Here is an 18,913-nt window from a genome sequence, read left to right on the forward strand (position 1 = left end):
AAGACGCCACGTTCGCCCCTCTGGACTGCTCAAACTTTGAGCAGTCGCTTGCTATTTTCGCCAGCGTGGTGCACACTCGCGGGCTTGAATTTGCGGGTTAACCCCAAGGTTGAGCGCAATTCGAAACCCCCCGCTCTTTTCTCCTGTGGTGTCCCATGGCGGCTTACGCCTCGATCACGTCCTCTGTCTCAAAGTTTGCGCTCACCAGCCTGATGCTGTTGGCGTTGACGACGGGGGCCGAGGCCCGCGGATGGTTCGGCGCAGGAAAAACGTCCGCTGAGGAATCGATTGCACTGACCGATCTCCCGGTCCAGGGCCAGCGAACCTATCAGGCCATCTTGAACGGTGGCCCCTTCCGGTACGAAAAGGACGGCACTGTATTTGGCAATCGCGAGCGTCTCCTGCCGCCGGCACGGCGCGGCCACTACCGGGAGTACACGGTGACGACACCGGGCGCTCGCAACCGGGGTGCCCAGCGAATCGTCTGCGGTGGCGAGCAGCGCACGACGCCCGAGGCCTGCTGGTACACGGCAGACCACTATGCAAGTTTCAGACGGATTGCGCCATGAGCGATGAAAACGACCTGAGCGGCGCCCCGAAGCGCCCCGAAGAAATGATGATGACTATGGAAAGACCAGCGGAGATGACCTTATCCCTTCGTGCCGTACGCCCGAACATCGTGCAATCGATCCGCGCGTTCCGCGTGAACGACCTGCAGGACGCCGCCAACGCGGCCGGCCAGCACTTCCTGTACGCCAACCTGGGCAACGCCCAGACCAAGCAGGACGTGCTCGACCTGATCGCCCAGCAGTTCACCTTCCCGGCGCACTTCGGCAAGAACTTCGACGCGCTGTACGACTGCATGACCGATCCGTTGCATAAATCGGGCCCGCAGCCAGGTTTTGTCATCGTGCTCGAGCAGATCCCGGCCAACGCCAAGTTCGACAAGGAAGCGCGCGAGCAGCTGCTCGACATCTTCCGGGACGCTTCGGATTACTGGGGCGACCGCAAGGTCCCCTTCCGGTGCTTCTATTCTTTTCTGTAGCCCGTTCTGCATCTACCAGCCAAGCAGAACGGGCGAACGAGGCTCAGCCGAACGCTGAAACCCTCGATGGCATCGAAGTGAATCCCAACGCAGCCGCAGCAACGGCCGCCGCCAGCACCGAGCCGGCCGGCGAAAAAATGCCGACCGACAAACTGGTCGACGTGTCGCCCCTGGCGTTGCGCATGAGCAGCCCCTTCAACGCAGGGTACTGGCTGGCCGCAGCGTAACCACTGCAGTCCACCCAAAGAAAAAGCCCGTCGTCGACGGGCTTTTTTCATGGGGGAACGGCCTGGGCCAGTGCGACGTATTCAGCCACCGGCACCTCCTCGGCGCGTCGCTGGGGATCGAACTCCCCCTCGAAACCGTGTTCCTCCAGCCACTTGCCCAGCGTGTGGCGCAGGATCTTGCGACGCTGGCTGAAGGCCACCTGCACGATCTCGCCGAGCCGCGCGGCATCGACCGCCGGCGGCTGCGCCAAAGGCACCATCCGCACCACGGCGCTGTCCACGCGCGGCGGCGGATCGAAGCTCTCGGGCGGTACAAACAACACGTTCTCCATGTCGTAGCGCCACTGCAGCATCACGCTCAGCCGGCTGTAGTCCGAGGTGGCGGGCCTGGCCACCATGCGGTCGATCACTTCCTTTTGCAGCATGAAGTGCTGGTCGGTGATCAGGTGGGCAAAGCCCAGCAGGTGGAACAGGATCGGCGTGGAGATGTTGTAGGGCAGGTTGCCCACCACGCGCAGCGGCTTCGGCTCGGCCTTGGCCGCGAGTTCGGCGAAATCCACCTTCAACACATCGGACTCGATGACGTCCAGTTGCGGGTGCTCCCGCAGGCGCTTGGCCAGGTCGCGATCGAGCTCGATGACCGTCAGCCGCCCGAGCCGCTCGACCAGCGGCTGCGTGAGCGCCGCAAGCCCCGGGCCGATCTCGACCATCGCATCGCCGGGCTGCGGCGCGATCTCATGCACGATCGCATCGATGATCCCGCCGTCGGACAGAAAGTGCTGCCCGAACCGCTTCCTGGCGATGTGTGCCATGGATCAGGACTGCGGCGGGTCGCGGTATTCCACGTAGGCGCGTGCGCGCACTTCCTGCACCCAGGTGGTGAAGGCTTCCTCGACGCGCTGCTCGCGCAGCACGGCGCGCGCGGCTTCGCGCTGCTCCGACTGGGTCAGCTTGGAGTCGCGACGGCCGATCACCTGGATCAGGTGCACGCCAAAGCGCGAGACGACCGGGTCGCTGATCTGGCCCGGCGACAGCCGGTCCATGGCTTCCTCGAACTCGGGCACGAACTGGCCGGGGCGCGACCAGCCGAGGTCGCCGCCTTCCTTGGCGCTGGCGTCCTGCGAGTTGTCGCGCGCAAGGCCGGCGAAGTCGGCCGTGCCGGCCTGCACGCGGCGCTTGAATTCCGCCAGCTGCGCCACCGCCTGCGCCGTGGTGCGCTTGGGGTCGTTGAGCAGCAGGATGTGGCGCACCTGGGTCTGCGTCACGGTCGCGTCGAGCGAACCGATCTGCGCCTTGGCCAGGACCTTGAGCACGTGGAAACCGGCGCTGGAACGCACCGGTCCCGCAATGCCGTTCACCGCCGTCGATTGCACGGCGTCGACGAACAGCGGCGGATAGCGGTCGGCGCTGCGCATGCCGATGGCGCCGCCGTTGGCGCGGTCGGGCGAATCGGAGTTCTCGCGCACCAGCTTCTCGAAGTCCTCGCCGGAGCGGGCGCGCTCGGCGAGGCCCTGTGCCTTCTTCTGCGCTGCGGCCACCTGGGCATCGGTGGCGTTCTCGGGCAGGGCGACGAGCACCTGCGCGAGGTTGAGGTTCTGCAAGGCCGCGTTCTTGGTGTTCGAGTTGCGCTGGTCGCGCAGGTACTCGTCGGCCTCGGTGTCGCTGATCTTGACCTTCGACTCGACTTCGCGGTCTCGCAGGCGGGTGAGCAGCAGCTGGTCGCGCAGGTCGTTGCGGAAGTCCGCCAGCGCGATGCCTTCGGCGGCCACGCGGCGGCGCAGCTCGACCAGGCTGATTTCGTTCTGGCGCGCCACGGTCTGCTCGGCCTGGTCGATCGCCACGTCGTCGACCTTGATGCCGCTTTCCTTGGCCAGCTGAAGCTGCGCGCGCTCGACGATCAGGCGCTCGAGCACGAGGCGCGTGAGCTCGCCGCGCGGCACGCGTTCGGCGTCGGGGTTCTCCTTGATGAGGCGCGTCACCCGCGACTGCACGTCGGTGTTGGTGATCGGCTCGGAATTGACCAGCGCGACGATGAATTCAGCCGCCCGCTGCACGGGCGCCGCCGATGGCGAGGCCGGGGCGCGCTGCACCGAAGGGGGCCCCAGGCGCGGACCGGCGCGCATGATGTCCGTGATGCCGCTGCCAGAGCGAAAGCCCTGCGCACCCGACGTTGCGGCCATTGCCGCGAGGCAGCCCAGGGTGATGATGGAACGGATGTGTTTCATGGCGTTGCTCAGTCAGTCGTCTCAGTCGTAATTGGTGAAGCGGCTCGGCGCCTCGCCAGGTTGGCGCAGGGGTTCGTAGCGCTGGATGTTCTGCCGCAGGGCCTGCATCGGGCTGGAGCCGATGCTGGAGAAGCCGACGAATTCGAGCTGGAACATGATGCGGGTGTTCGCCGTCACCTGGCCGGTGGTGATGCGCTGCAGCACCACGCGTCCGATCCAGCAGCAGCCGTCGTACTCGAGGCCGAGCACGCCGTCCGTGAGTTTCTTGTCCTGCAGGTCGTAGTTGAGACGGCCCACCGCATACCAGCGGCCACCGCCCTGACCCTTGCCGGGGCCCAGGTTCTTGCCCTTGTCGCCCCACAGGTCGTTGAGCGGCCATTGCCAGCCCACGTCGATCGACTTGTTGCCGTCGTTCACCGCCGTGGTGTTCGGGTTGGCCAGCAGCGCCGCCTGATAGGCCGCGCTCGGCGCCTGGTAGCGGAACGCCACGCTGAGGTTGTGGTACGGCTCGGGGTTGTAGCGCGCGCTGAGCGCAGCGCGGGTCGACTTGCGCGTGTCGGGGTTGTACTGCACGAGCGCATCCGTGCTCCACTTGGGCGTCCAGTTGATCTGGCCGCCGACGAGGAAGTCGCTCGCGCGGTCGGTCACCGGCAGGCCGCCGGGCAGCGTGACCTTCTGGTCGGCAAAGCGCAGCCGCTGCGCGATGCCGATGCGCGCGGCCTCGACGCCGGTGTCCGGGTCGATCAGGCGCGAACTCACGCCCAGCGTGAGCGCGTTGGTGTCGGAAATACGGTCGCCGCCCGAGAACGCGTTCTCGGTGTAGATCGTCGCGAAGCTGAAGTCGTTGGCGGCCGAGTCGTAGTTCGGCAGCATGCTCTGGTTGCGGTACGGCGTGTAGACGTAGTAGGCGCGCGGCTCCAGCGTCTGGCGGAAGGCGCGGCCGAAGTAGCTGGCGTCGCGCTCGAAGATCAGGCCGCTGTCCAGGCTGAAGGTCGGCACTGTCCGGTTGGACGACGTGCCAAAAAAGTACAGTGCATCCTTGTTGTAGGGCACGCCGTTGACGTACTGCGTATTGCCGATCGTGATCTTGGGGATATCTGTCTGCGGCAGGTAATAGTTGTACGCCGCCGTGTTCAACTGCAGCTTCGGAATGACGAACGTACTCGGCGTGATGAACGGCCGGCTGATCGCGAGGTTCGCCATGGCGCGGTCCCCATCGGGCTGCGACTGCTGGGTGAGGTCGAAACCGGGCTGCCCGCTCAGGATCGAGTTCACGCGGAACCGCGTGTAGTCGAGGTTCAGCGCAACGTCGAAGCCGTGCCAGTCGTACTTGTTGTAGTTGGCCGTGATCTGCGGCATGCGGTCGTACGACGGGACGATCGGCGACAGGTTGTACTGCAGCGTCTGGTAGCGCAGCGTGCGGATCGCACCGCTCCAGTCGTCCTTGCTCCAGTTGAGCGATGCCTCGTTGGGCAGCTGGCGCTGCGCCAGCGTCGGCGTGCGCGTGAAGTCGCGCCAGTAGTCGTTGTCGCTGACGCGGTTGATGTTGATGTTGGCCGACAGCGAATCCAGGCCGAGCGCCTTGGCGTCGAAGTCCTGGTGGTGGTTCGCCCAGATGCCCCAGCGCTTGGTGCTGCCGGGTGCCCGGGTCAGGTCCTTGGCCTGGATTTCTCCCTTGGCCAATTGCTCGAGCTGCGAGGCGCGCAGTTCGTTGTAGCGCTGGCCCACCAGGCGGTCGGCGCCCATCAGGTCCAGGCGGATGCTGCCGCTGTAGTCCTTCTCCAGGTACCGGAACTCGGTGCCCAGGTTGAGGCCCCGCTTGCTCATGATCGTCGGCGTGATCGTGGCGTCGCGGTTGGGCGCGATGTTCCAGTAGTACGGCTGCGAGATCTCGATGCCGTTGGTGTTGTCCACGCCGATGGTGGGCGGCAGGAGGCCGCTCTTGCGCGCGTTCGACAGCGGGAAGCTCACGCTCGGGATCGGCGGCGTGCTGATGCCCATGAAACTCAAGCGCGCGTTGGTGGCCACGCCCTCGTTCTCTTCGGTGTCGGTGGTGATCGTGGCCGCGGTCAGCAACCAGGCCGGCATCCAGCCCGGAAAGTCTTCGCGGCGGCAGGTGGTGTAGGTGGCGCGCCGCGCGACCGAGATGTTGGAGTCGACGAAATCGATGCGCTCCGCTTCGCCATGGCCACCGTTGGCCAGGAACCGGTAGCGCACGTTGTTGAAGAAGCCTTCGAAGGTCTCCAGCTTGAGTTCCAGCTCGGGCCCTTCGTACACGTTGCCGGCCTGGTTGACCCGCACGTTGCCCTTGGCCTTTGCGCGGTCGTCGGGCAGGTAGTACTCGAGCCGGTCGGCGGTGATGGCGACCGGGCCGCGCCGCAGCGTCGCGTTGCCTTCGACCACGGTCTCGAGGTCGGGGCGGCCGGACATGCGGTCGCCGGTGACCAGGCTGGGCAGCTGGCCGCGCTCGGCGGGCGGAATGATTTCGGTGAGCAGCGGGGTGCGCTTGAGCGTGAGCGGGCCGTCGAGGCCGCCGGCAGACTGCGCGAAGGCGCCATGCGCCTGGAGCAGCGCCAGCGACAGCATGGCCAGCTTCAGCGGCGGGCCGGCACGTCGCAGGGCAACACGTCGGCTCATCAAGCCTCCCGCCAGGCCGTTCCGAGGAAAGCCTGCGGCTCCCCCGAGGAGAGCAGCGAGCGCACAAGGTGCCAAGCGTGAGGGCTTTGGGTCGTAGGCATCGGTTCGGAACGAAAGATCGTCGGGGGAGACGGCGCGGCAGGCCGGCGGGTTGCAGGGGCCGGCAGCAACCTCTGCTCGATCGGTGGCCGACCGGAGGAGGTTGCCGCGCCAGGCGGATTTGTAGAATCGATTATCCATGACAGCACCCCCGCCCCCGGCCGCATTGGCCCCACGCCCCGCCGAGACCATTCTCTGGACAGATCCGCAGCGGGCCGAAGTGTTCCGGGGCTGGCTGTCGGGCATTGCCGCCGCGCAGCATCTCCTGCCCGACACGGTGCGCCTCGCCTCGGCCGATGCGAGCTTTCGCCGCTACTTCCGCGTCGACACAACCGTCCCCGGCACGCCGACACGCATCGTGATGGACGCCCCGCCGGACAAGGAGAACAGCGATCCCTTCGTGCAGGTGGCCGGGCTCATGGCCAAGGCCGGCGTGACCGCGCCGCAGGTGCTCGAATGGGACCGCCCGAACGGCTTCCTGCTGCTGGACGACCTGGGCCGCCAGACCATGCTCGAGGTCATCGATCCGGCCCAGCCCGACGCCAGCCGCCCGCTCTACGACCAGGCCATCGACGCGCTGATCCGCTGGCAGCTGGCCTCCCAATCCGGCGTGCTGCCGCCCTACGACCGGGCGCTGCTCGAGCGTGAACTGGCGCTCTTTCCCGAGTGGTACATCGGCCGCCACCGCGGCGTCGCCATCGAAGGCAAGCTGAAAGAGCGGCTCGAACGCAGCTTCAAGCTGATCGTCGAGAGCAACCTGGCCTCGCCCAGCGTCTACGTGCACCGCGACTTCATGCCGCGCAACCTCATGATCGGCAACGGCACGGCGCTCGGCGTGCTTGACTTCCAGGACGCCGTCTACGGCCCCATCACCTACGACATCGCCAGCCTGATGCGCGACGCCTTCCTCAGCTGGGACGAGGAATTCGTGCTCGACATCACCGTGCGCTACTGGCAGGCGGCGCGCAAGGCCGGGCTGCCGGTCGATGAGGATTTCGGCGCCTTCTACCGGGCGGTCGAATGGATGGGTCTGCAGCGCCACCTGAAGGTCGCCGGCATCTTCGCGCGCCTCACGCTGCGCGACGGCAAGCCCCGCTACCTGGCCGACACGCCGCGCTTCATCGCCTACATCCGCGCCACCGCCAGCCGTTACATGGAGCTCACGCCGCTGCTGCGGGTGATCGACGAGGTCGAGGGCACCTCCGCGCTCACGGGCTTTGCCTACGGCCGGGTCTGAAGCCAAGCTTTTTAAAAAAACCGGCCGTGACCCTTTCGCCACGGCTGGATTCTTTGCTCTTTATTTCATAGCATGCCCCGCTTCCACTGTTCCGTGCCGTTGAGCACCGGCGCCGCTTTCGCGCTGCCGCCCGGTGCTGCGCGCCATGTGCAGGTGCTGCGGATGCAGCCCGGCGACGTGCTGACCCTGTTCGACGGCGCGGGCGGCGAATACGAGGCCACGATCGAGCGCATGGGCCGCAGCGACGTCTCGGTGACGGTCGGCACCCATCACGCCATCGAGCGCGAGGCAACGCGCGCGGTGCACCTGGCCGTCGGCATGCCGGCCAACGAGCGCATGGACTGGCTGGTCGAGAAAGCCACGGAGCTGGGCGTCGCGAGCATCCAGCCGCTGGCCACGGCCCATGGCGTGCTGCGTCTTTCAGGCGAGCGCGCCGAGAAGAAGCGGGCGCACTGGGAAGCCATCGCCATCGCGGCGTGCGAGCAGTGCGGCCGCAATCGCGTGCCGGTGATTCATCCGGTGCGGTCGTTCTCTGGCAATTCGGGGTGGATCGACGCGCAGCAGCAAGAGGGCACCGCGGCCCGCTTCGTGTTGAGCCTGGCCGAGGGCACGCAAGGCATTGCCGCAGCCGCTGCGGCACACGCCCCCGGCAACCGCGACGTGCGCGTGTTGAGCGGCCCCGAAGGCGGCCTCAGCGCCGCCGAGGAGCAGGAGGCCATCGCACGTGGCTTCGCGCCGGTCACGCTCGGGTTGCGCGTGCTGCGTGCCGAGACCGCGGCGCTCGCAGCGCTGGTGTCGCTCGGCGGCTCCTGAGAAGAAGCGGGTGTTTTCCGCGACGCGCGCGCGGAAAGGCTGCGGAAGAATGGTCGCTTCGCCCATTCATCACGACCAAGAAGGACCTTCCGCCCATGTCCCGTTCGCTCCGTCTCGCGCCTCTCGCCTCTCTTGTTCTGGCCGCGCTGTGCGCCGCGCATGGCGTTCAAGCCCAGAGCAACGCCGTCGCCCCCACGCCGACGCAGGTCAGCCCTGAGGTCGACAGGACCTACACCCAGCTGATGGCATCGCCCGCGATCCAGAAGCTGCTGGACGCGGTCAAGGCCGACCACGAGCGGGCGGTCGAAGACTTGAAGATGCTGACCGAGATCGAAGCGCCGCCGTTCAAGGAACAGAAGCGCGCCGAGGCTTTTCTCGCACGCATGAAGGCCCTGGGCCTGACAGACGCGAAGATCGATGCCGAAGGCAACGTGGTCGGCCTGCGCAAGGGCACGGGCAACGGCCCGAAGCTGCTCATCTCCGCGCACCTGGACACGGTGTTCCCCTCAGGCACCGACGTGAAAGTGAAGGAGCGCGACGGCCGGCTCCATGCGCCGGGCATTGGAGACGACACGCGCGGCCTCACGGTGCTGTTGTCTTGGCTCAAGGTGCTCAACGACAACAAGATCCAGACCGTGGGCGACCTCCTGATCGTCGGCAACGTCGGCGAAGAAGAACTGGGCAACCTGCGCGGCATCAAGGCGATCTTTCGCGACCACCTGGACATCGACGGCATGGTCGGGCTGGAGCCCTCGCCGGACGGCCATGTGCTGGTGCTCGGCACTGCGAGCCATCGCTACGAGGTCACCTTCAAGGGCCCGGGCGGCCACAGCTTCGGCGCGTTCGGCCAGGTGCCCAGCGCGATCCACGGCATGGGCCGCGCGATTGCGAAGATCGCCGAGGTGCGCACGCCGAGCTTTCCCAAGACCACCTTCACCGTCGGCACCGTGGGCGGCGGCACGTCGGTCAACACCATCGCGCCCGATGCGCGCATGGCCATCGACATCCGATCGGACGACATGGCTTCGCTGCTGGAGACCGAAAAGAAAATCCTCGCGGCCATCGACGAGGCGGTGGTCGAGGAAAACAAGCGCTGGAACGTGACGACGCTGAGCGCGAGCCGCAAGCTGATCGGCGACCGGCCCGGCGGCCGCACCCCGACCGACTCGGTGATCGTCGAGGCGGCCACGCGCTCGAACACCGCCTTCGGCCAGAAGACGCTGCTGCGCGGCGGCAGCACCGACGCCAACGTGCCGATCTCGCTGGGCATCCCGGCCATCATCATCGGGGGCGGCGGAAAGTCCTCCGGTTCCCATGCGCTGAGTGAGTCGATCGACGTGACAGATGCATGGAAAGGCGCGCAGAATTCGCTCGTGACGGTGCTCGGGCTCGTGGGCGTGCAGGGGATCACTCCCGCACTGCTGCCCAAACGCCCGGCACGCATCAAGTAATTTGTCACGTTGCAAGTTCGAAAAGTGGGGCTCCACTTACGGCTTGCGGTCCGTCGCACGGAAAATGCGTCGGTTCTGTCACACACCAAGGAAATGACCATGGGATTGCTCGATTCAGTACTCGGTCAAGTGCTAGGAGGCGCTGCGCAACAGCAGCAACCGCAAGGCGGAGGCATCGGGGGATTGGGAGATCTCGGCGGCCTCGCCGGCGCACTGGGCGGCCTGCTCGCCAACAACGGCGGCCAAGGCGGCCTGGGCGGTCTGGTCTCCAAGTTCGAGCAGGCAGGCATGGGCGATGTCATCGGCTCGTGGATCGGCAAGGGGGACAACCAGCCGGTCTCAGGCGACCAACTGCAAAACGCACTGGGCAGCGACACCATCGCCAGCATCGCCTCCAAGCTCGGCATCAACGCGCAAACGCTGCTGCCCATGCTCGCCACCATGCTGCCCGCGCTCATCGACCAGCTCACGCCCCAAGGCAAGGTGCCGGACCAAGGTCTCGGCAACCATGACGACCTGCTGGGTTCGCTCAGCGGCTTGCTGCAGGGCAAGCAGTCCTGAACGAGGCCTGCCTCATCGGATTCCGGCGCCCGCGAGGGCGCTTTTTTTTGGCTGGCTCTTATCGACTCCTGGCTGGCGCTTGGGCCGCGAATCCCGTAGAACCCCCGCCATGAACCGCAACCTCTGGCTCCTGGCCATCTGTCAGGGCCTCTTCCTGACCAACAACGTCACCTTCATCGCCATCAACGGACTGGTGGGCCTGGGCATTGCGCCGCGCGGCTGGATGGCGACACTGCCGGTGATGGGCTATGTGGTGGGCGGTGCGCTCACCACCGGGCTGGTGGCGCGCACGCAGCAGCGCTTCGGGCGCCGCGGGTCGTTCCAGATCGGGCTGGCCGTGGCGCTGGCGTCCGCGCTGCTGTGCGCGTACGCGGCGATTTCCAGGAACTTCTGGCTGCTGTGCTTCGCCACCGTGGTGGCCGGCTACTACAACGCCAACGCCAATCTCTACCGTTTTGCGGCGGCCGAACTCGCGGCGCCGGAATGGCGCGAGAAGGCGGTGTCGCTGGTGATGGCCGGCGGCCTCATCGGTGCGGTGGCCGGACCGAACCTCGCGTCCGCCACGCGCGAGCTCTTCGCCGTGCCGTTCGCAGGCGCCTACATCGCGCTCGCGGCGGTGGCGCTGCTCTCGATGGCGGTGATGCGCTTCATCGACTTTCCCGCCCCACTGACCCGCCAGCAGGCCCTGGGCGGACGGCCGCTCTCCGAAATCATGCGGCAGCCCGTGTTCATCGTCGCCGCGGCAGCGGGCGCCCTGGGCTTCGGCGTGATGAACCTGCTGATGGCCGCCACGCCGATCGCGATGCAGATCTGCAGCCTGCCGTTTTCCGATGCCGCGCTGGTGCTCGAATGGCATGTGATCGGCATGTTCGCGCCCGGCTTCTTCACCGGCCACCTGATCCGCCGCTTCGGCGCGCTGCCCGTGATGGGCGTGGGGCTCGCGCTGAACTTCGGCTGCATCGCCGTCGCCCTGTCGGGGGTCGAATTGCACCACTTCCTCGTGGCGCTGTGCCTGCTGGGCGTGGGCTGGAATTTCCTCTTCACCGGCAGCACGACGCTTTCGCTCACCGCCTACACCGCCGAGGAGCGCGACCGGGCCCAGGGCGCGCTCAACTTCTGCGTGTTCGCGACGCTGGCGCTGACCTCGTTCGCCTCGGGCGTGCTGGTCACGACCCAAGGCTGGCAGCTTTTGAACTACGGCTCACTGGTGCCGGTGGTGCTGACCGGCGCGGCGCTGCTGTGGCTGGCACAGACGCGGCGACGCTCGTCCGCGGTCTGACGCCGTTCGATCAGGCCGATGGGAACCGCTTGTCGAGCCAGCGCTGCAGCGCGGCGAACACCGGCTCGGCGTCCAGCTCGTTGAAGATCTCGTGGTACAGGGTCTCGAAGCACTGCGCTTCGAGCATTCCGCTGGGCGCAGCGGCAGCAGCGAAAGCGCGGCTCGCGGCGGGCTTCACGAGCCGGTCGTCACCCGCATAGATCAGCAGCGTGAGCACCGGCCAGCGCGCCGCCGCCTGTTGCACCGTGGTGGCGCCTTCGTGCGCCAGGAAACGCGCAAGCCGGCTGCCGATGCGGTCGTGCGTGAGCGGATCGTCGCGATAGGCCTGCACCACGGCGCGGTCGTGCGAAAGAAAGTTGTCGTCCAGCCCATTGCCCACCCGCAGATTGGGCGCGATGCGCGGCAGCACCGCGAGCAGCGCCTTCTGGAACCCGCTCAGGCCCGGATCGAGCCCCGGCGACGAGAGCACCAGGCCGTCGACAGGCCGCACGCCACGCGCCACCAGGCTCGCCGCGACCAGCCCACCGAGGCTGTGGCCCAGCAGCACGATCGGCACCCCGGGGTTCTCGCGGCGTGCATCGTCGATCACCAGTGCGAGGTCGTCGACCAGCCGCAGTTCGCTCGGCAATCCGCCGCGCGCACCGGTCGATTCGCCATGGCCGAAATGGTCGTGCGCCCAGACCGCGAAGCCCCATTCGTGCAGCCGCTTCGCGAGCCCGTGATAGCGCCCCGCATGCTCGCCCAACCCGTGCACCACGACCACCACGGCGCGCGGCGTTCCGGCAACGGGCAACCGGCGCAGAGCCAGCGTCTCGCCACCTGGCGCAGACAGCGGAACGCGCTGCGGCAGCGGCAGCGCGTCGCTCATGGGTGCGACCTTGGCGCTGCGGGCCTTCCCGCCGAGCGGGAGCGAACTTGCCTCGGGCGGCCGGGCGCGGCGCTCAAGCGGCCACCGGCTCCGCGGCGGCGGCGCGGTGCGCGACCGGCAGGGCGGCGATCACCTCGGCCACGGCGGCCGTCAGCTTCTTGGCGTAGGGCACATGCAGGAACTCGTTGGGCCCGTGCGCATTGCTCCTCGGGCCAAGCACGCCGCAGACCATCATCTGTGCCTTCGGAAAACCGGCGCTCAGCATGTTCATCAGCGGGATCGTGCCGCCCTGGCCGATGTAGCCGCAGGACGCGCCGAAATGGGCCCGCGAGGCCTTGTTGAGCGCATCCTCGAACCACGGCGTGATCGTCGGTGCGTTCCAGCCGGTGGCGCCGCCGTTGCTCTCGAAGGTGACGCGCGCCTGGTAGGGCGCGTTGTCTTCCAGCAGCGTCTTGAGGTTCTGCACCGCCTCGGCCGCATCGACCAGCGGCGGCAGGCGCAGCGAGAGCTTGAAGGCGGTGTAGGGGCGCAGCACGTTGCCCGCGTCCTTCAACGCCGGAAAGCCTTCGGCACCGGTGACCGACAGCGTGGGTTTCCAGGTGCGGTTGAGCAGCGCCTCCACCGGATCGGTGGTGGTCGGCAGCGCGAACATCGTCGAGCCGCCGCAGTCGTAGTGCGCCCACGGAAAACGCTTGTAGACCTCCTCGCCGAGGATCGCGGCGGTGGCCTTGGCCTGTGCGAGGCGGTCGGCCGGCACTTCGCAGTGGAAGCTCGCGGGCAGGAGGCGGCCGGTGGCGCTGTCTTCGAGGCGGTCGAGCACCTGCCGCATGATGCGGAAGCTCGAGGGCACGAGGCCGGAGGCGTCGCCCGAGTGAATGCCTTCGGTCAGCACCTCGACCTTGAGCGTGCCGCTGGCCATGCCGCGCAGCGACGTGGTGAGCCACAGCTGGTCGTAATTGCCGGCGCCGGAGTCCAGGCAGATCACCAGCTCGACATTGCCCAGGCGCGGACGCAGCGCGTCGACATACGGCAGCAAGTCGTAGGAGCCGCTTTCCTCGCAGGTCTCGATCAGCCCGACGATGCGCGGATGCGCCACGCCCTGCGCCTTGAGCGCCTGCAGCGCGGCAACGCTCGCGTACACCGCGTAGCCGTCATCGGCGCCGCCGCGGCCGTAGAGCAGGCCGTTCTCGTACTTGGGCGTCCAGGGGCCGAGGTCGTTGCGCCAGCCGGTGAATTCGGGTTGCTTGTCCAGGTGGCCGTACATCAGCACGGTCTCGCCCATGTCGGTGCCGGTGGCCGGCACTTCGAAGAACAGCACCGGGGTGCGGCCTTCGAGGCGAACGATCTCCAGCTTCAGGCCTTCGACCTTCTGGGCCTCGACCCAGGCGGCCGCATTGCGCAGCACGGTCTCCAGGTAGCCGTGGGCCGACCAGTCCTTGTCGAAGCCGGGTGACTTGGCGGGGATGGCGATGTAGTCGGTGAGTTGCCTGACGATGTCGCCGTCCCACTGGGCGGTGACATCGGAGAGGGCGCGCGTCGCGTCGAGCGTGCCGGCAGGCATTTCGCGGTGCAGGGGGGCGTTCATCGGTGGGTTCTCCGCGGGGACGAAAAAATCGCATTTTGCGCCTCGCAGCGACCGCGCGTAGAGTGCGGGCGATCTCAACCCGGAGCGCAATGTGAGCAAGGCAACATCGACTCGGAGCAAGACGAACATCAAGGTCGGCATCGGCGGCTGGACCTACGAACCCTGGCGCGACAACTTCTATCCCAAGGGCCTCGCGCAGGCCAAGGAGTTGAACTACGCGAGCCGCCACGTGAGCGCCATCGAGATCAACGGCACCTACTACAGCACCTTCAAGCCCGAGACCTTCCGCAAGTGGCGCGACGACACGCCGGAAGACTTCGTGTTCTCTATGAAAGCCTCGCGCTTCACGACCAACCGCAAGGTGCTGGCGACCGCGGGCGAATCGATCAAGCGCTTCATCGACAGCGGCGTGAGCGAACTCGGCGACAAGCTCGGGCCGATCGTCTGGCAGTTCATGCCGACCAAGCAGTTCGACGCGGAAGACTTCGAGGCGTTTCTCGCGCTGCTGCCGAAGAAGGAAGGCAGCCGCGTGCTGCGCCACGTGATGGACGTGCGGCACGAGAGCTTCATCACACCCGCGTACAAGGCGCTCGCCAGGAAGCACAAGGTCTCGACCGTGTTCACCGACGCGGACAAGTTTCCGTCGTTCGAGGAGCCCGAAGGCGACGTCGCCTATGCGCGGCTCATGATGGCCGACGCGAAGCTCAAGACGGGTTATGGGCCGAAGGCGCTCGATACCTGGGCCGAGCGCGCACAGGACTGGACCGAATCGCCGAAGAAGCGCGACGTGTTCGTCTACTTCATCAATGGCGCAAAAGAAAGAGCACCGGCCGCGGCCGGTGCATTGCTGGAGCGCCTGGGGTGGAAGCCCCCCGAGGGGGCTTAGGCTGCCGCTTGCAGGGCAGGCTTGGCGCCGAAGCTGATCTCGCCGGAAAGCTGGCCGCCTTCCTCGATCACGATCTTGCCGTAGCGGATCTTGCCGGTGACCTTGCCGGTCGAATGAATCACGAGCTTCTCGCGCACCGTGAGGTTGCCGTCGAAGATGCCGCGGATTTCTGCGATGTCGATTTCGGCCGAACCCTTGAACTCGCCCTGTTCGGCGATCTGCATCAGACGCGAGTCCATGGTCGCTTCGACCAGGCCTTCGACCACGAGCGTGTCGCAATCGGTGATCTCGACGCCCTTGAGCTTGATGTTCGGGCCGACGGTGAGCTTGCTGCCGCCTTCCTTGACGGCGGGTGCTGCTGCCGCTGCGGCGAGGCCACCTTGCTGCGCGGTCAACGAGGAAGGATTGACGGGCGTGCCCGACAGATTGGTGCCCGAACCGACCAGCGGTGCGGGGCGGGATGTCAACGAGTCGGTGTCACGATCGCGCTTGCCGAAGAAGGGGGACTGTGTAGCCAATGGGGAGCTCCTCAAGAAAGGGACTATCGTAAGAACGCACTTACGGCGTGCCGCACTTCATTGCGCAAGAGGCGTAACCGAATAAGACCATGCGCCTCGACAATGGCCTGACAGTAGACCCGAAACGACGGAAGATGACGACCCCCTTGCAAAGCACCGCCACGTCCCCCATTCACCTGGCCGCTGATTCGGCGGTGGGCGACGCCCGCTTCGGCAAGCCGGCCGACGGCTGGCGGCGCGCGTTGTTCTCGGTGATCTTCGAGTCCGAATCGCGGCTGGGCCGCCTGTTCGACCTGATCCTCATCGCCGTGATCGTGACCAGCGTGGCGGTGGTGATCCTCGACAGCGTGCAGGCGATCCACCTGCGCGCGGGCCATGTGTTCGGCGTGCTCGAATGGGTCTTCACCGGGCTCTTCACGCTCGAATACATCGGGCGGCTGGCCTGCGTGAAGCGGCCCCTGCGCTATGCCACCAGCTTCTATGGCGTGATCGACCTGCTCGCGCTGCTGCCGACCTTTCTCGTGGCGCTTGCGCCGGAGTTCGCCTACCTGATCGACGTGCGCATCCTGCGGCTCCTGCGCGTGTTCCGGATCTTCAAGCTGTCGCGTTATTCGGCGGAGTACCGCGCGCTGGTCTCGGCCGTCGCGGCGAGCCGCCGGAAGATCACCGTGTTCGTCGGCTTCGTGATGCTGGTGGTGCTGGTGATGGGCACGCTGATGTACGTGGTCGAAGGGCCGGTGCACGGCTTCACGAGCATTCCGGTGGCGATCTACTGGGCCATCTCGACGATGGCCACGGTGGGTTTCGGCGACCTCGTGCCCAAGACCGACCTGGGCCGCGCGATCGCCTCGGTGATGATGCTGCTGGGCTGGGGCGTGCTCGCCGTGCCCACCGGCATCGTGACGGCCGAGATGGCGCGCCGCGGACCCGACGACGACGTGGTGCCCATGGCCGGGCGCGGCATCCTCGCGATGACGCCGCCGCCTGCCATGCCGCCGCGACGGCTTACGCCGGCTGCCAGACGACGCGCCCTTGCGCAGCATCGTCGAGGCGGACGATGAAGGCGTTCGCCTCGGGCTCGGGGAGCGTGAAGGCGAAGCGCACGTCGTCAGCGTGCTGCACGGCTTCGAGCACCGCACCGACAGCCGCCATCTCGCGCCGCACCAGTCCTTCAAGCGCGTAGGGTACGGCGCAGCGCAGGCTGCGTTGCCGCACCAGCGGCACGAGCGTGGCGCCGAGCAGGGCCTGCGCGATGGCATCGGTGTAGGCGCGGACGAGGCCGCCGGCGCCCAGCTTCACGCCGCCGAAATAGCGCACCACGGTCGCGAGCGAGCCTTCGATCTGTTGATGGCGCAGCACTTCCAGCATGGGGCGACCGGCCGTGCCGCCGGGTTCGCCGTCGTCGTTGGCAGCCGATTGACCGCCCGCCATCAGGGCCCAGCACACGTGCGCAGCCGCGGGATGTTCGGCGCGCAGCGATGCGACGACGGCCAATGCCGTTGCGCGGTCCGCCACCGGCTGCACGCAGCCGATGAACCGGCTCTTCTTGATGACCAGTTCGCTGTGAACCGGTTGCGCCAGCGTGAAGCTCATTGGTGCACCCTTGGCGCTGCGCGCCTTGCCGCCAAGCGGGAGCGAGCTTGCTGGGGGCGGCCCGGCGCGGCGTGCATGCGACGCAGCCCTCCCTCAGCCGCCCCGCTCGAACTTGAAGACCGCCGTGCTGGCGCGCGCGTTCGGCAGCCAGCGCACGTCGCGCCCATCCTGCAGGCCGAAGGCATCGAGCACGCGCAGGTTGTTCTTGCCGGCCAGCACCTCGAAGTCCTTGAACGTGCCCACGCGGATGTTGGGTGTGTCATACCACTGGTAGGGCAGGCGGCGTGTCACCGGCATGCGGCCGCGCGCCACACTCAGGCGATTGGGCCAGTGCGCGAAATTGGGGAAGGCGACGATGCCGATGCGGCCGACGCGCGCGGTCTCGCGCAGCATCACCTCGGCATTGCGCAGGTGCTGCAAGGTGTCGATCTGCAGCACCACGTCGAAGGAGGCGTCGTCGAACATCGCGAGGCCTTCGTCCAGGTTCAGCTGGATCACGTCGACGCCGCGGCGGATGCACTGCAGCACGTTGCCGTCGGCGATTTCCACGCCGTAGCCGGTGCAGCCGCGCTCACGCTGGAGCAGGTCGAGCAGGGCGCCGTCGCCGCAGCCGAGGTCGAGCACGCGCGACCCTTCGGGCACGAGCGCGGCGATCAGTTTCTGGTTGTCGAGGTCGCTCATTGGAATTCCTTCGCGACGCGCTCGAAATACGAGCGCACCACGCCGATGTAGCGCACGTCGTCGAGCAGGAAGGCGTCGTGGCCGTGCGGCGCGTCGATCTCGGCGTAGCTCACGTTGCGGCGGTTGTCGAGCAGCGCCTTCACCAGTTCGCGGCTGCGCGCGGGCGAGAAGCGCCAGTCGGTCTTGAAGCTCACGAGCAGGAACTTGGCCGTGGCCTTCGCGAGCGCGGTGCTGAGCTGGCCGCCGTAGCTGCGCGCGGGGTCGAAGTAATCGAGCGCGCGGGTGATCAAGAGGTAGGTGTTGGCGTCGAAGTACTCGCTGAACTTGTCGCCCTGGTAGCGCAGGTAGCTCTCGATCTGGAACTCGACGTCCTGCGTCGAGTAGCGATAGTCCAGCCCCGCTGCCTCGCCTTCGACGGCGCTGCGCAGGATGCGCCCGAACTTCTCGTTCATCACGTCGTCGCTCAGGTACGTGATGTGGCCGATCATCCGCGCGATGCGAAGGCCCCGCTTGGGGATCACGCCGTGTTCGTAGAAATGGCCGCCGTGGAAATCAGGGTCGGTCACGATGGCACGGCGCGCCACTTCGTTGAAGGCGATGTTCTCGGCCGTGAGGTTGGGGGCGCTGGCCACCACCACGGCGTGGCGCACGCGGTCGGGGTACTGCAGCGTCCACGAGAGCGCCTGCATGCCGCCGAGGCTGCCGCCCATCACGGCCGCGAGCGTCCGGATGCCCAGCGCATCGAGCAGCACGGCTTGCGCATCGACCCAGTCTTCGACCGTGACCACCGGGAAGTCGGCACCGTAGACGCGGCCGGTCGCGGGGTTGACGTGCATCGGGCCGGTCGAGCCGAAGCAGGAGCCGAGGTTGTTGACGCCGATCACGAAGAAGCGGTCGGTGTCGACCGGCTTGCCAGGGCCGACCATGTTGTCCCACCAACCCTCGGAGCGGGCCTGGCCTTCGTAGACACCCGCGACGTGGTGCGAGGCATTCAGCGCATGGCAGACCAGCACCGCGTTGCTTCGGTCGGCATTGAGAGTGCCGTAGGTTTCGTAGGCGAGCGTGTAGTCGCTGATCGATGCACCGCTGCGCAGGGCCAGCGGGCCTGCGAACTGCATCGACTGCGGAGAGACGACCAAAGGAGGTGACGACATGAATGAAAAAACCCGGCCTCGCCAAAAACGAGCCGGGTTCCGGTAGCCGTCTTT

The 18,913-nt window shown here is 67.1% G+C and carries 19 protein-coding genes; 10 read left to right on the top strand and 9 right to left on the bottom strand.

What is annotated here, in order from left to right; translation table 11 throughout:
* The first annotated feature begins 155 nt into the window (after positions 1-155).
* From J2W23_RS17695 to J2W23_RS17705, 3 genes are all read left to right on the top strand, one after another.
* Positions 156-569 (top strand): ribonuclease domain-containing protein, encoded by a 414-nt coding sequence (locus J2W23_RS17695; protein WP_176661157.1) that lies wholly within the window; start codon positions 156-158, stop codon positions 567-569.
* Positions 570-619: 50 nt separating this feature from the next.
* Positions 620-1,045, top strand: a complete 426-nt coding sequence (locus tag J2W23_RS17700; RefSeq protein WP_086011111.1) for a barstar family protein — start codon at positions 620-622, stop codon at positions 1,043-1,045.
* A 77-nt stretch (positions 1,046-1,122) separates the two neighbouring features.
* Positions 1,123-1,272, top strand: a complete 150-nt coding sequence (locus tag J2W23_RS17705; RefSeq protein ID WP_176660962.1) for a hypothetical protein — start codon at positions 1,123-1,125, stop codon at positions 1,270-1,272.
* A 47-nt stretch (positions 1,273-1,319) separates the two neighbouring features.
* On the opposite strand, the gene rsmA is transcribed toward J2W23_RS17705, so the two are convergent.
* Genes rsmA through J2W23_RS17720 form a run of 3 tightly spaced genes read right to left on the bottom strand, consistent with a single transcriptional unit; the run spans position 1,320 to position 6,134 of the window.
* Positions 1,320-2,084 (bottom strand): 16S rRNA (adenine(1518)-N(6)/adenine(1519)-N(6))-dimethyltransferase RsmA, encoded by a 765-nt coding sequence (rsmA, locus tag J2W23_RS17710; protein WP_307649644.1) that lies wholly within the window; start codon positions 2,082-2,084, stop codon positions 1,320-1,322.
* Positions 2,085-2,087: 3 nt separating this feature from the next.
* Positions 2,088-3,497, bottom strand: a complete 1,410-nt coding sequence (locus J2W23_RS17715) for a peptidylprolyl isomerase (protein ID WP_307649645.1) — start codon at positions 3,495-3,497, stop codon at positions 2,088-2,090.
* A gap of 21 nt (positions 3,498-3,518) precedes the next feature.
* Positions 3,519-6,134: an LPS-assembly protein LptD gene (locus tag J2W23_RS17720; RefSeq protein WP_307649646.1), complete on the bottom strand. Its 2,616-nt coding sequence runs from the start codon at positions 6,132-6,134 to the stop codon at positions 3,519-3,521.
* A gap of 238 nt (positions 6,135-6,372) precedes the next feature.
* Between J2W23_RS17720 and J2W23_RS17725 the strand changes: the two genes are divergently transcribed.
* From J2W23_RS17725 to J2W23_RS17745, 5 genes are all read left to right on the top strand, one after another.
* Positions 6,373-7,470, top strand: a complete 1,098-nt coding sequence (locus tag J2W23_RS17725) for an aminoglycoside phosphotransferase family protein (protein ID WP_307649647.1) — start codon at positions 6,373-6,375, stop codon at positions 7,468-7,470.
* 72 nt (positions 7,471-7,542) lie between these two features.
* On the top strand, positions 7,543-8,283 hold the full coding sequence (locus tag J2W23_RS17730; RefSeq protein ID WP_307649648.1) for a 16S rRNA (uracil(1498)-N(3))-methyltransferase: 741 nt from the start codon (positions 7,543-7,545) through the stop codon (positions 8,281-8,283).
* Between the two features lie 95 nt (positions 8,284-8,378).
* Complete coding sequence (locus tag J2W23_RS17735) at positions 8,379-9,734, top strand: M20/M25/M40 family metallo-hydrolase (RefSeq protein WP_307649649.1); 1,356 nt, start codon at positions 8,379-8,381, stop codon at positions 9,732-9,734.
* A gap of 99 nt (positions 9,735-9,833) precedes the next feature.
* On the top strand, positions 9,834-10,295 hold the full coding sequence (locus tag J2W23_RS17740) for a YidB family protein (RefSeq protein ID WP_218104770.1): 462 nt from the start codon (positions 9,834-9,836) through the stop codon (positions 10,293-10,295).
* Positions 10,296-10,404: 109 nt separating this feature from the next.
* Positions 10,405-11,574 (top strand): MFS transporter, encoded by a 1,170-nt coding sequence (locus J2W23_RS17745; RefSeq protein ID WP_176661149.1) that lies wholly within the window; start codon positions 10,405-10,407, stop codon positions 11,572-11,574.
* Positions 11,575-11,584: 10 nt separating this feature from the next.
* On the opposite strand, the gene J2W23_RS17750 is transcribed toward J2W23_RS17745, so the two are convergent.
* Both J2W23_RS17750 and J2W23_RS17755 read right to left on the bottom strand, forming a co-directional pair.
* Positions 11,585-12,442 (bottom strand): alpha/beta hydrolase, encoded by an 858-nt coding sequence (locus tag J2W23_RS17750; RefSeq protein ID WP_307649650.1) that lies wholly within the window; start codon positions 12,440-12,442, stop codon positions 11,585-11,587.
* Positions 12,443-12,515: 73 nt separating this feature from the next.
* A complete protein-coding gene (locus J2W23_RS17755) occupies positions 12,516-14,027 on the bottom strand; it encodes a M20 family metallopeptidase (protein ID WP_176661147.1) in 1,512 nt (503 codons plus the stop codon).
* Between the two features lie 91 nt (positions 14,028-14,118).
* Here J2W23_RS17755 and J2W23_RS17760 point away from each other — a divergent pair, with 91 nt between their 5' ends.
* Entirely contained in the window at positions 14,119-14,913 is a 795-nt protein-coding gene (locus J2W23_RS17760; RefSeq protein ID WP_307649651.1) for a DUF72 domain-containing protein, read from the top strand.
* Here J2W23_RS17760 and J2W23_RS17765 read toward each other — a convergent pair.
* Positions 14,910-15,431 (bottom strand): bactofilin family protein, encoded by a 522-nt coding sequence (locus J2W23_RS17765; RefSeq protein WP_307649652.1) that lies wholly within the window; start codon positions 15,429-15,431, stop codon positions 14,910-14,912. The genes J2W23_RS17760 and J2W23_RS17765 overlap by 4 nt on opposite strands.
* Positions 15,432-15,565: 134 nt before the next feature.
* Between J2W23_RS17765 and J2W23_RS17770 the strand changes: the two genes are divergently transcribed.
* Positions 15,566-16,492 (top strand): ion transporter, encoded by a 927-nt coding sequence (locus J2W23_RS17770; RefSeq protein ID WP_307649653.1) that lies wholly within the window; start codon positions 15,566-15,568, stop codon positions 16,490-16,492.
* Here J2W23_RS17770 and J2W23_RS17775 read toward each other — a convergent pair.
* The 3 genes from J2W23_RS17775 to metX form a co-directional block, all read right to left on the bottom strand.
* Entirely contained in the window at positions 16,437-17,024 is a 588-nt protein-coding gene (locus J2W23_RS17775) for an IMPACT family protein (RefSeq protein WP_307649654.1), read from the bottom strand. The genes J2W23_RS17770 and J2W23_RS17775 overlap by 56 nt on opposite strands.
* A 93-nt stretch (positions 17,025-17,117) precedes the next feature.
* Positions 17,118-17,705 (bottom strand): methionine biosynthesis protein MetW, encoded by a 588-nt coding sequence (gene metW, locus J2W23_RS17780; protein ID WP_176661142.1) that lies wholly within the window; start codon positions 17,703-17,705, stop codon positions 17,118-17,120.
* Positions 17,702-18,859: a homoserine O-succinyltransferase MetX gene (metX, locus tag J2W23_RS17785; RefSeq protein WP_307649655.1), complete on the bottom strand. Its 1,158-nt coding sequence runs from the start codon at positions 18,857-18,859 to the stop codon at positions 17,702-17,704. Before metX ends, metW begins: the two co-directional genes overlap by 4 nt.
* Between the last annotated feature and the right edge of the window lie 54 nt (positions 18,860-18,913).

Source organism: Variovorax boronicumulans (assembly GCF_030812215.1).
GTDB classification, from domain to species: Bacteria; Pseudomonadota; Gammaproteobacteria; order Burkholderiales; family Burkholderiaceae_C; genus Variovorax; species Variovorax boronicumulans_C.

Coding starts and splice junctions, on each gene's coding strand:
- J2W23_RS17755 (WP_176661147.1), bottom strand. CDS start 14,027: ATGAACGCCCCCCTGCACCGCGAAATGCCTGCCGGCACGCTCGACGCG.
- J2W23_RS17725 (WP_307649647.1), top strand. CDS start 6,373: ATGACAGCACCCCCGCCCCCGGCCGCATTGGCCCCACGCCCCGCCGAG.
- metX (WP_307649655.1), bottom strand. CDS start 18,859: ATGTCGTCACCTCCTTTGGTCGTCTCTCCGCAGTCGATGCAGTTCGCA.
- J2W23_RS17735 (WP_307649649.1), top strand. CDS start 8,379: ATGTCCCGTTCGCTCCGTCTCGCGCCTCTCGCCTCTCTTGTTCTGGCC.
- J2W23_RS17700 (WP_086011111.1), top strand. CDS start 620: ATGACTATGGAAAGACCAGCGGAGATGACCTTATCCCTTCGTGCCGTA.
- J2W23_RS17720 (WP_307649646.1), bottom strand. CDS start 6,134: ATGAGCCGACGTGTTGCCCTGCGACGTGCCGGCCCGCCGCTGAAGCTG.
- J2W23_RS17740 (WP_218104770.1), top strand. CDS start 9,834: ATGGGATTGCTCGATTCAGTACTCGGTCAAGTGCTAGGAGGCGCTGCG.
- J2W23_RS17695 (WP_176661157.1), top strand. CDS start 156: ATGGCGGCTTACGCCTCGATCACGTCCTCTGTCTCAAAGTTTGCGCTC.
- metW (WP_176661142.1), bottom strand. CDS start 17,705: ATGAGCGACCTCGACAACCAGAAACTGATCGCCGCGCTCGTGCCCGAA.
- J2W23_RS17770 (WP_307649653.1), top strand. CDS start 15,566: ATGACGACCCCCTTGCAAAGCACCGCCACGTCCCCCATTCACCTGGCC.
- J2W23_RS17750 (WP_307649650.1), bottom strand. CDS start 12,442: ATGAGCGACGCGCTGCCGCTGCCGCAGCGCGTTCCGCTGTCTGCGCCA.
- J2W23_RS17745 (WP_176661149.1), top strand. CDS start 10,405: ATGAACCGCAACCTCTGGCTCCTGGCCATCTGTCAGGGCCTCTTCCTG.
- J2W23_RS17775 (WP_307649654.1), bottom strand. CDS start 17,024: ATGAGCTTCACGCTGGCGCAACCGGTTCACAGCGAACTGGTCATCAAG.
- J2W23_RS17715 (WP_307649645.1), bottom strand. CDS start 3,497: ATGAAACACATCCGTTCCATCATCACCCTGGGCTGCCTCGCGGCAATG.
- rsmA (WP_307649644.1), bottom strand. CDS start 2,084: ATGGCACACATCGCCAGGAAGCGGTTCGGGCAGCACTTTCTGTCCGAC.
- J2W23_RS17730 (WP_307649648.1), top strand. CDS start 7,543: ATGCCCCGCTTCCACTGTTCCGTGCCGTTGAGCACCGGCGCCGCTTTC.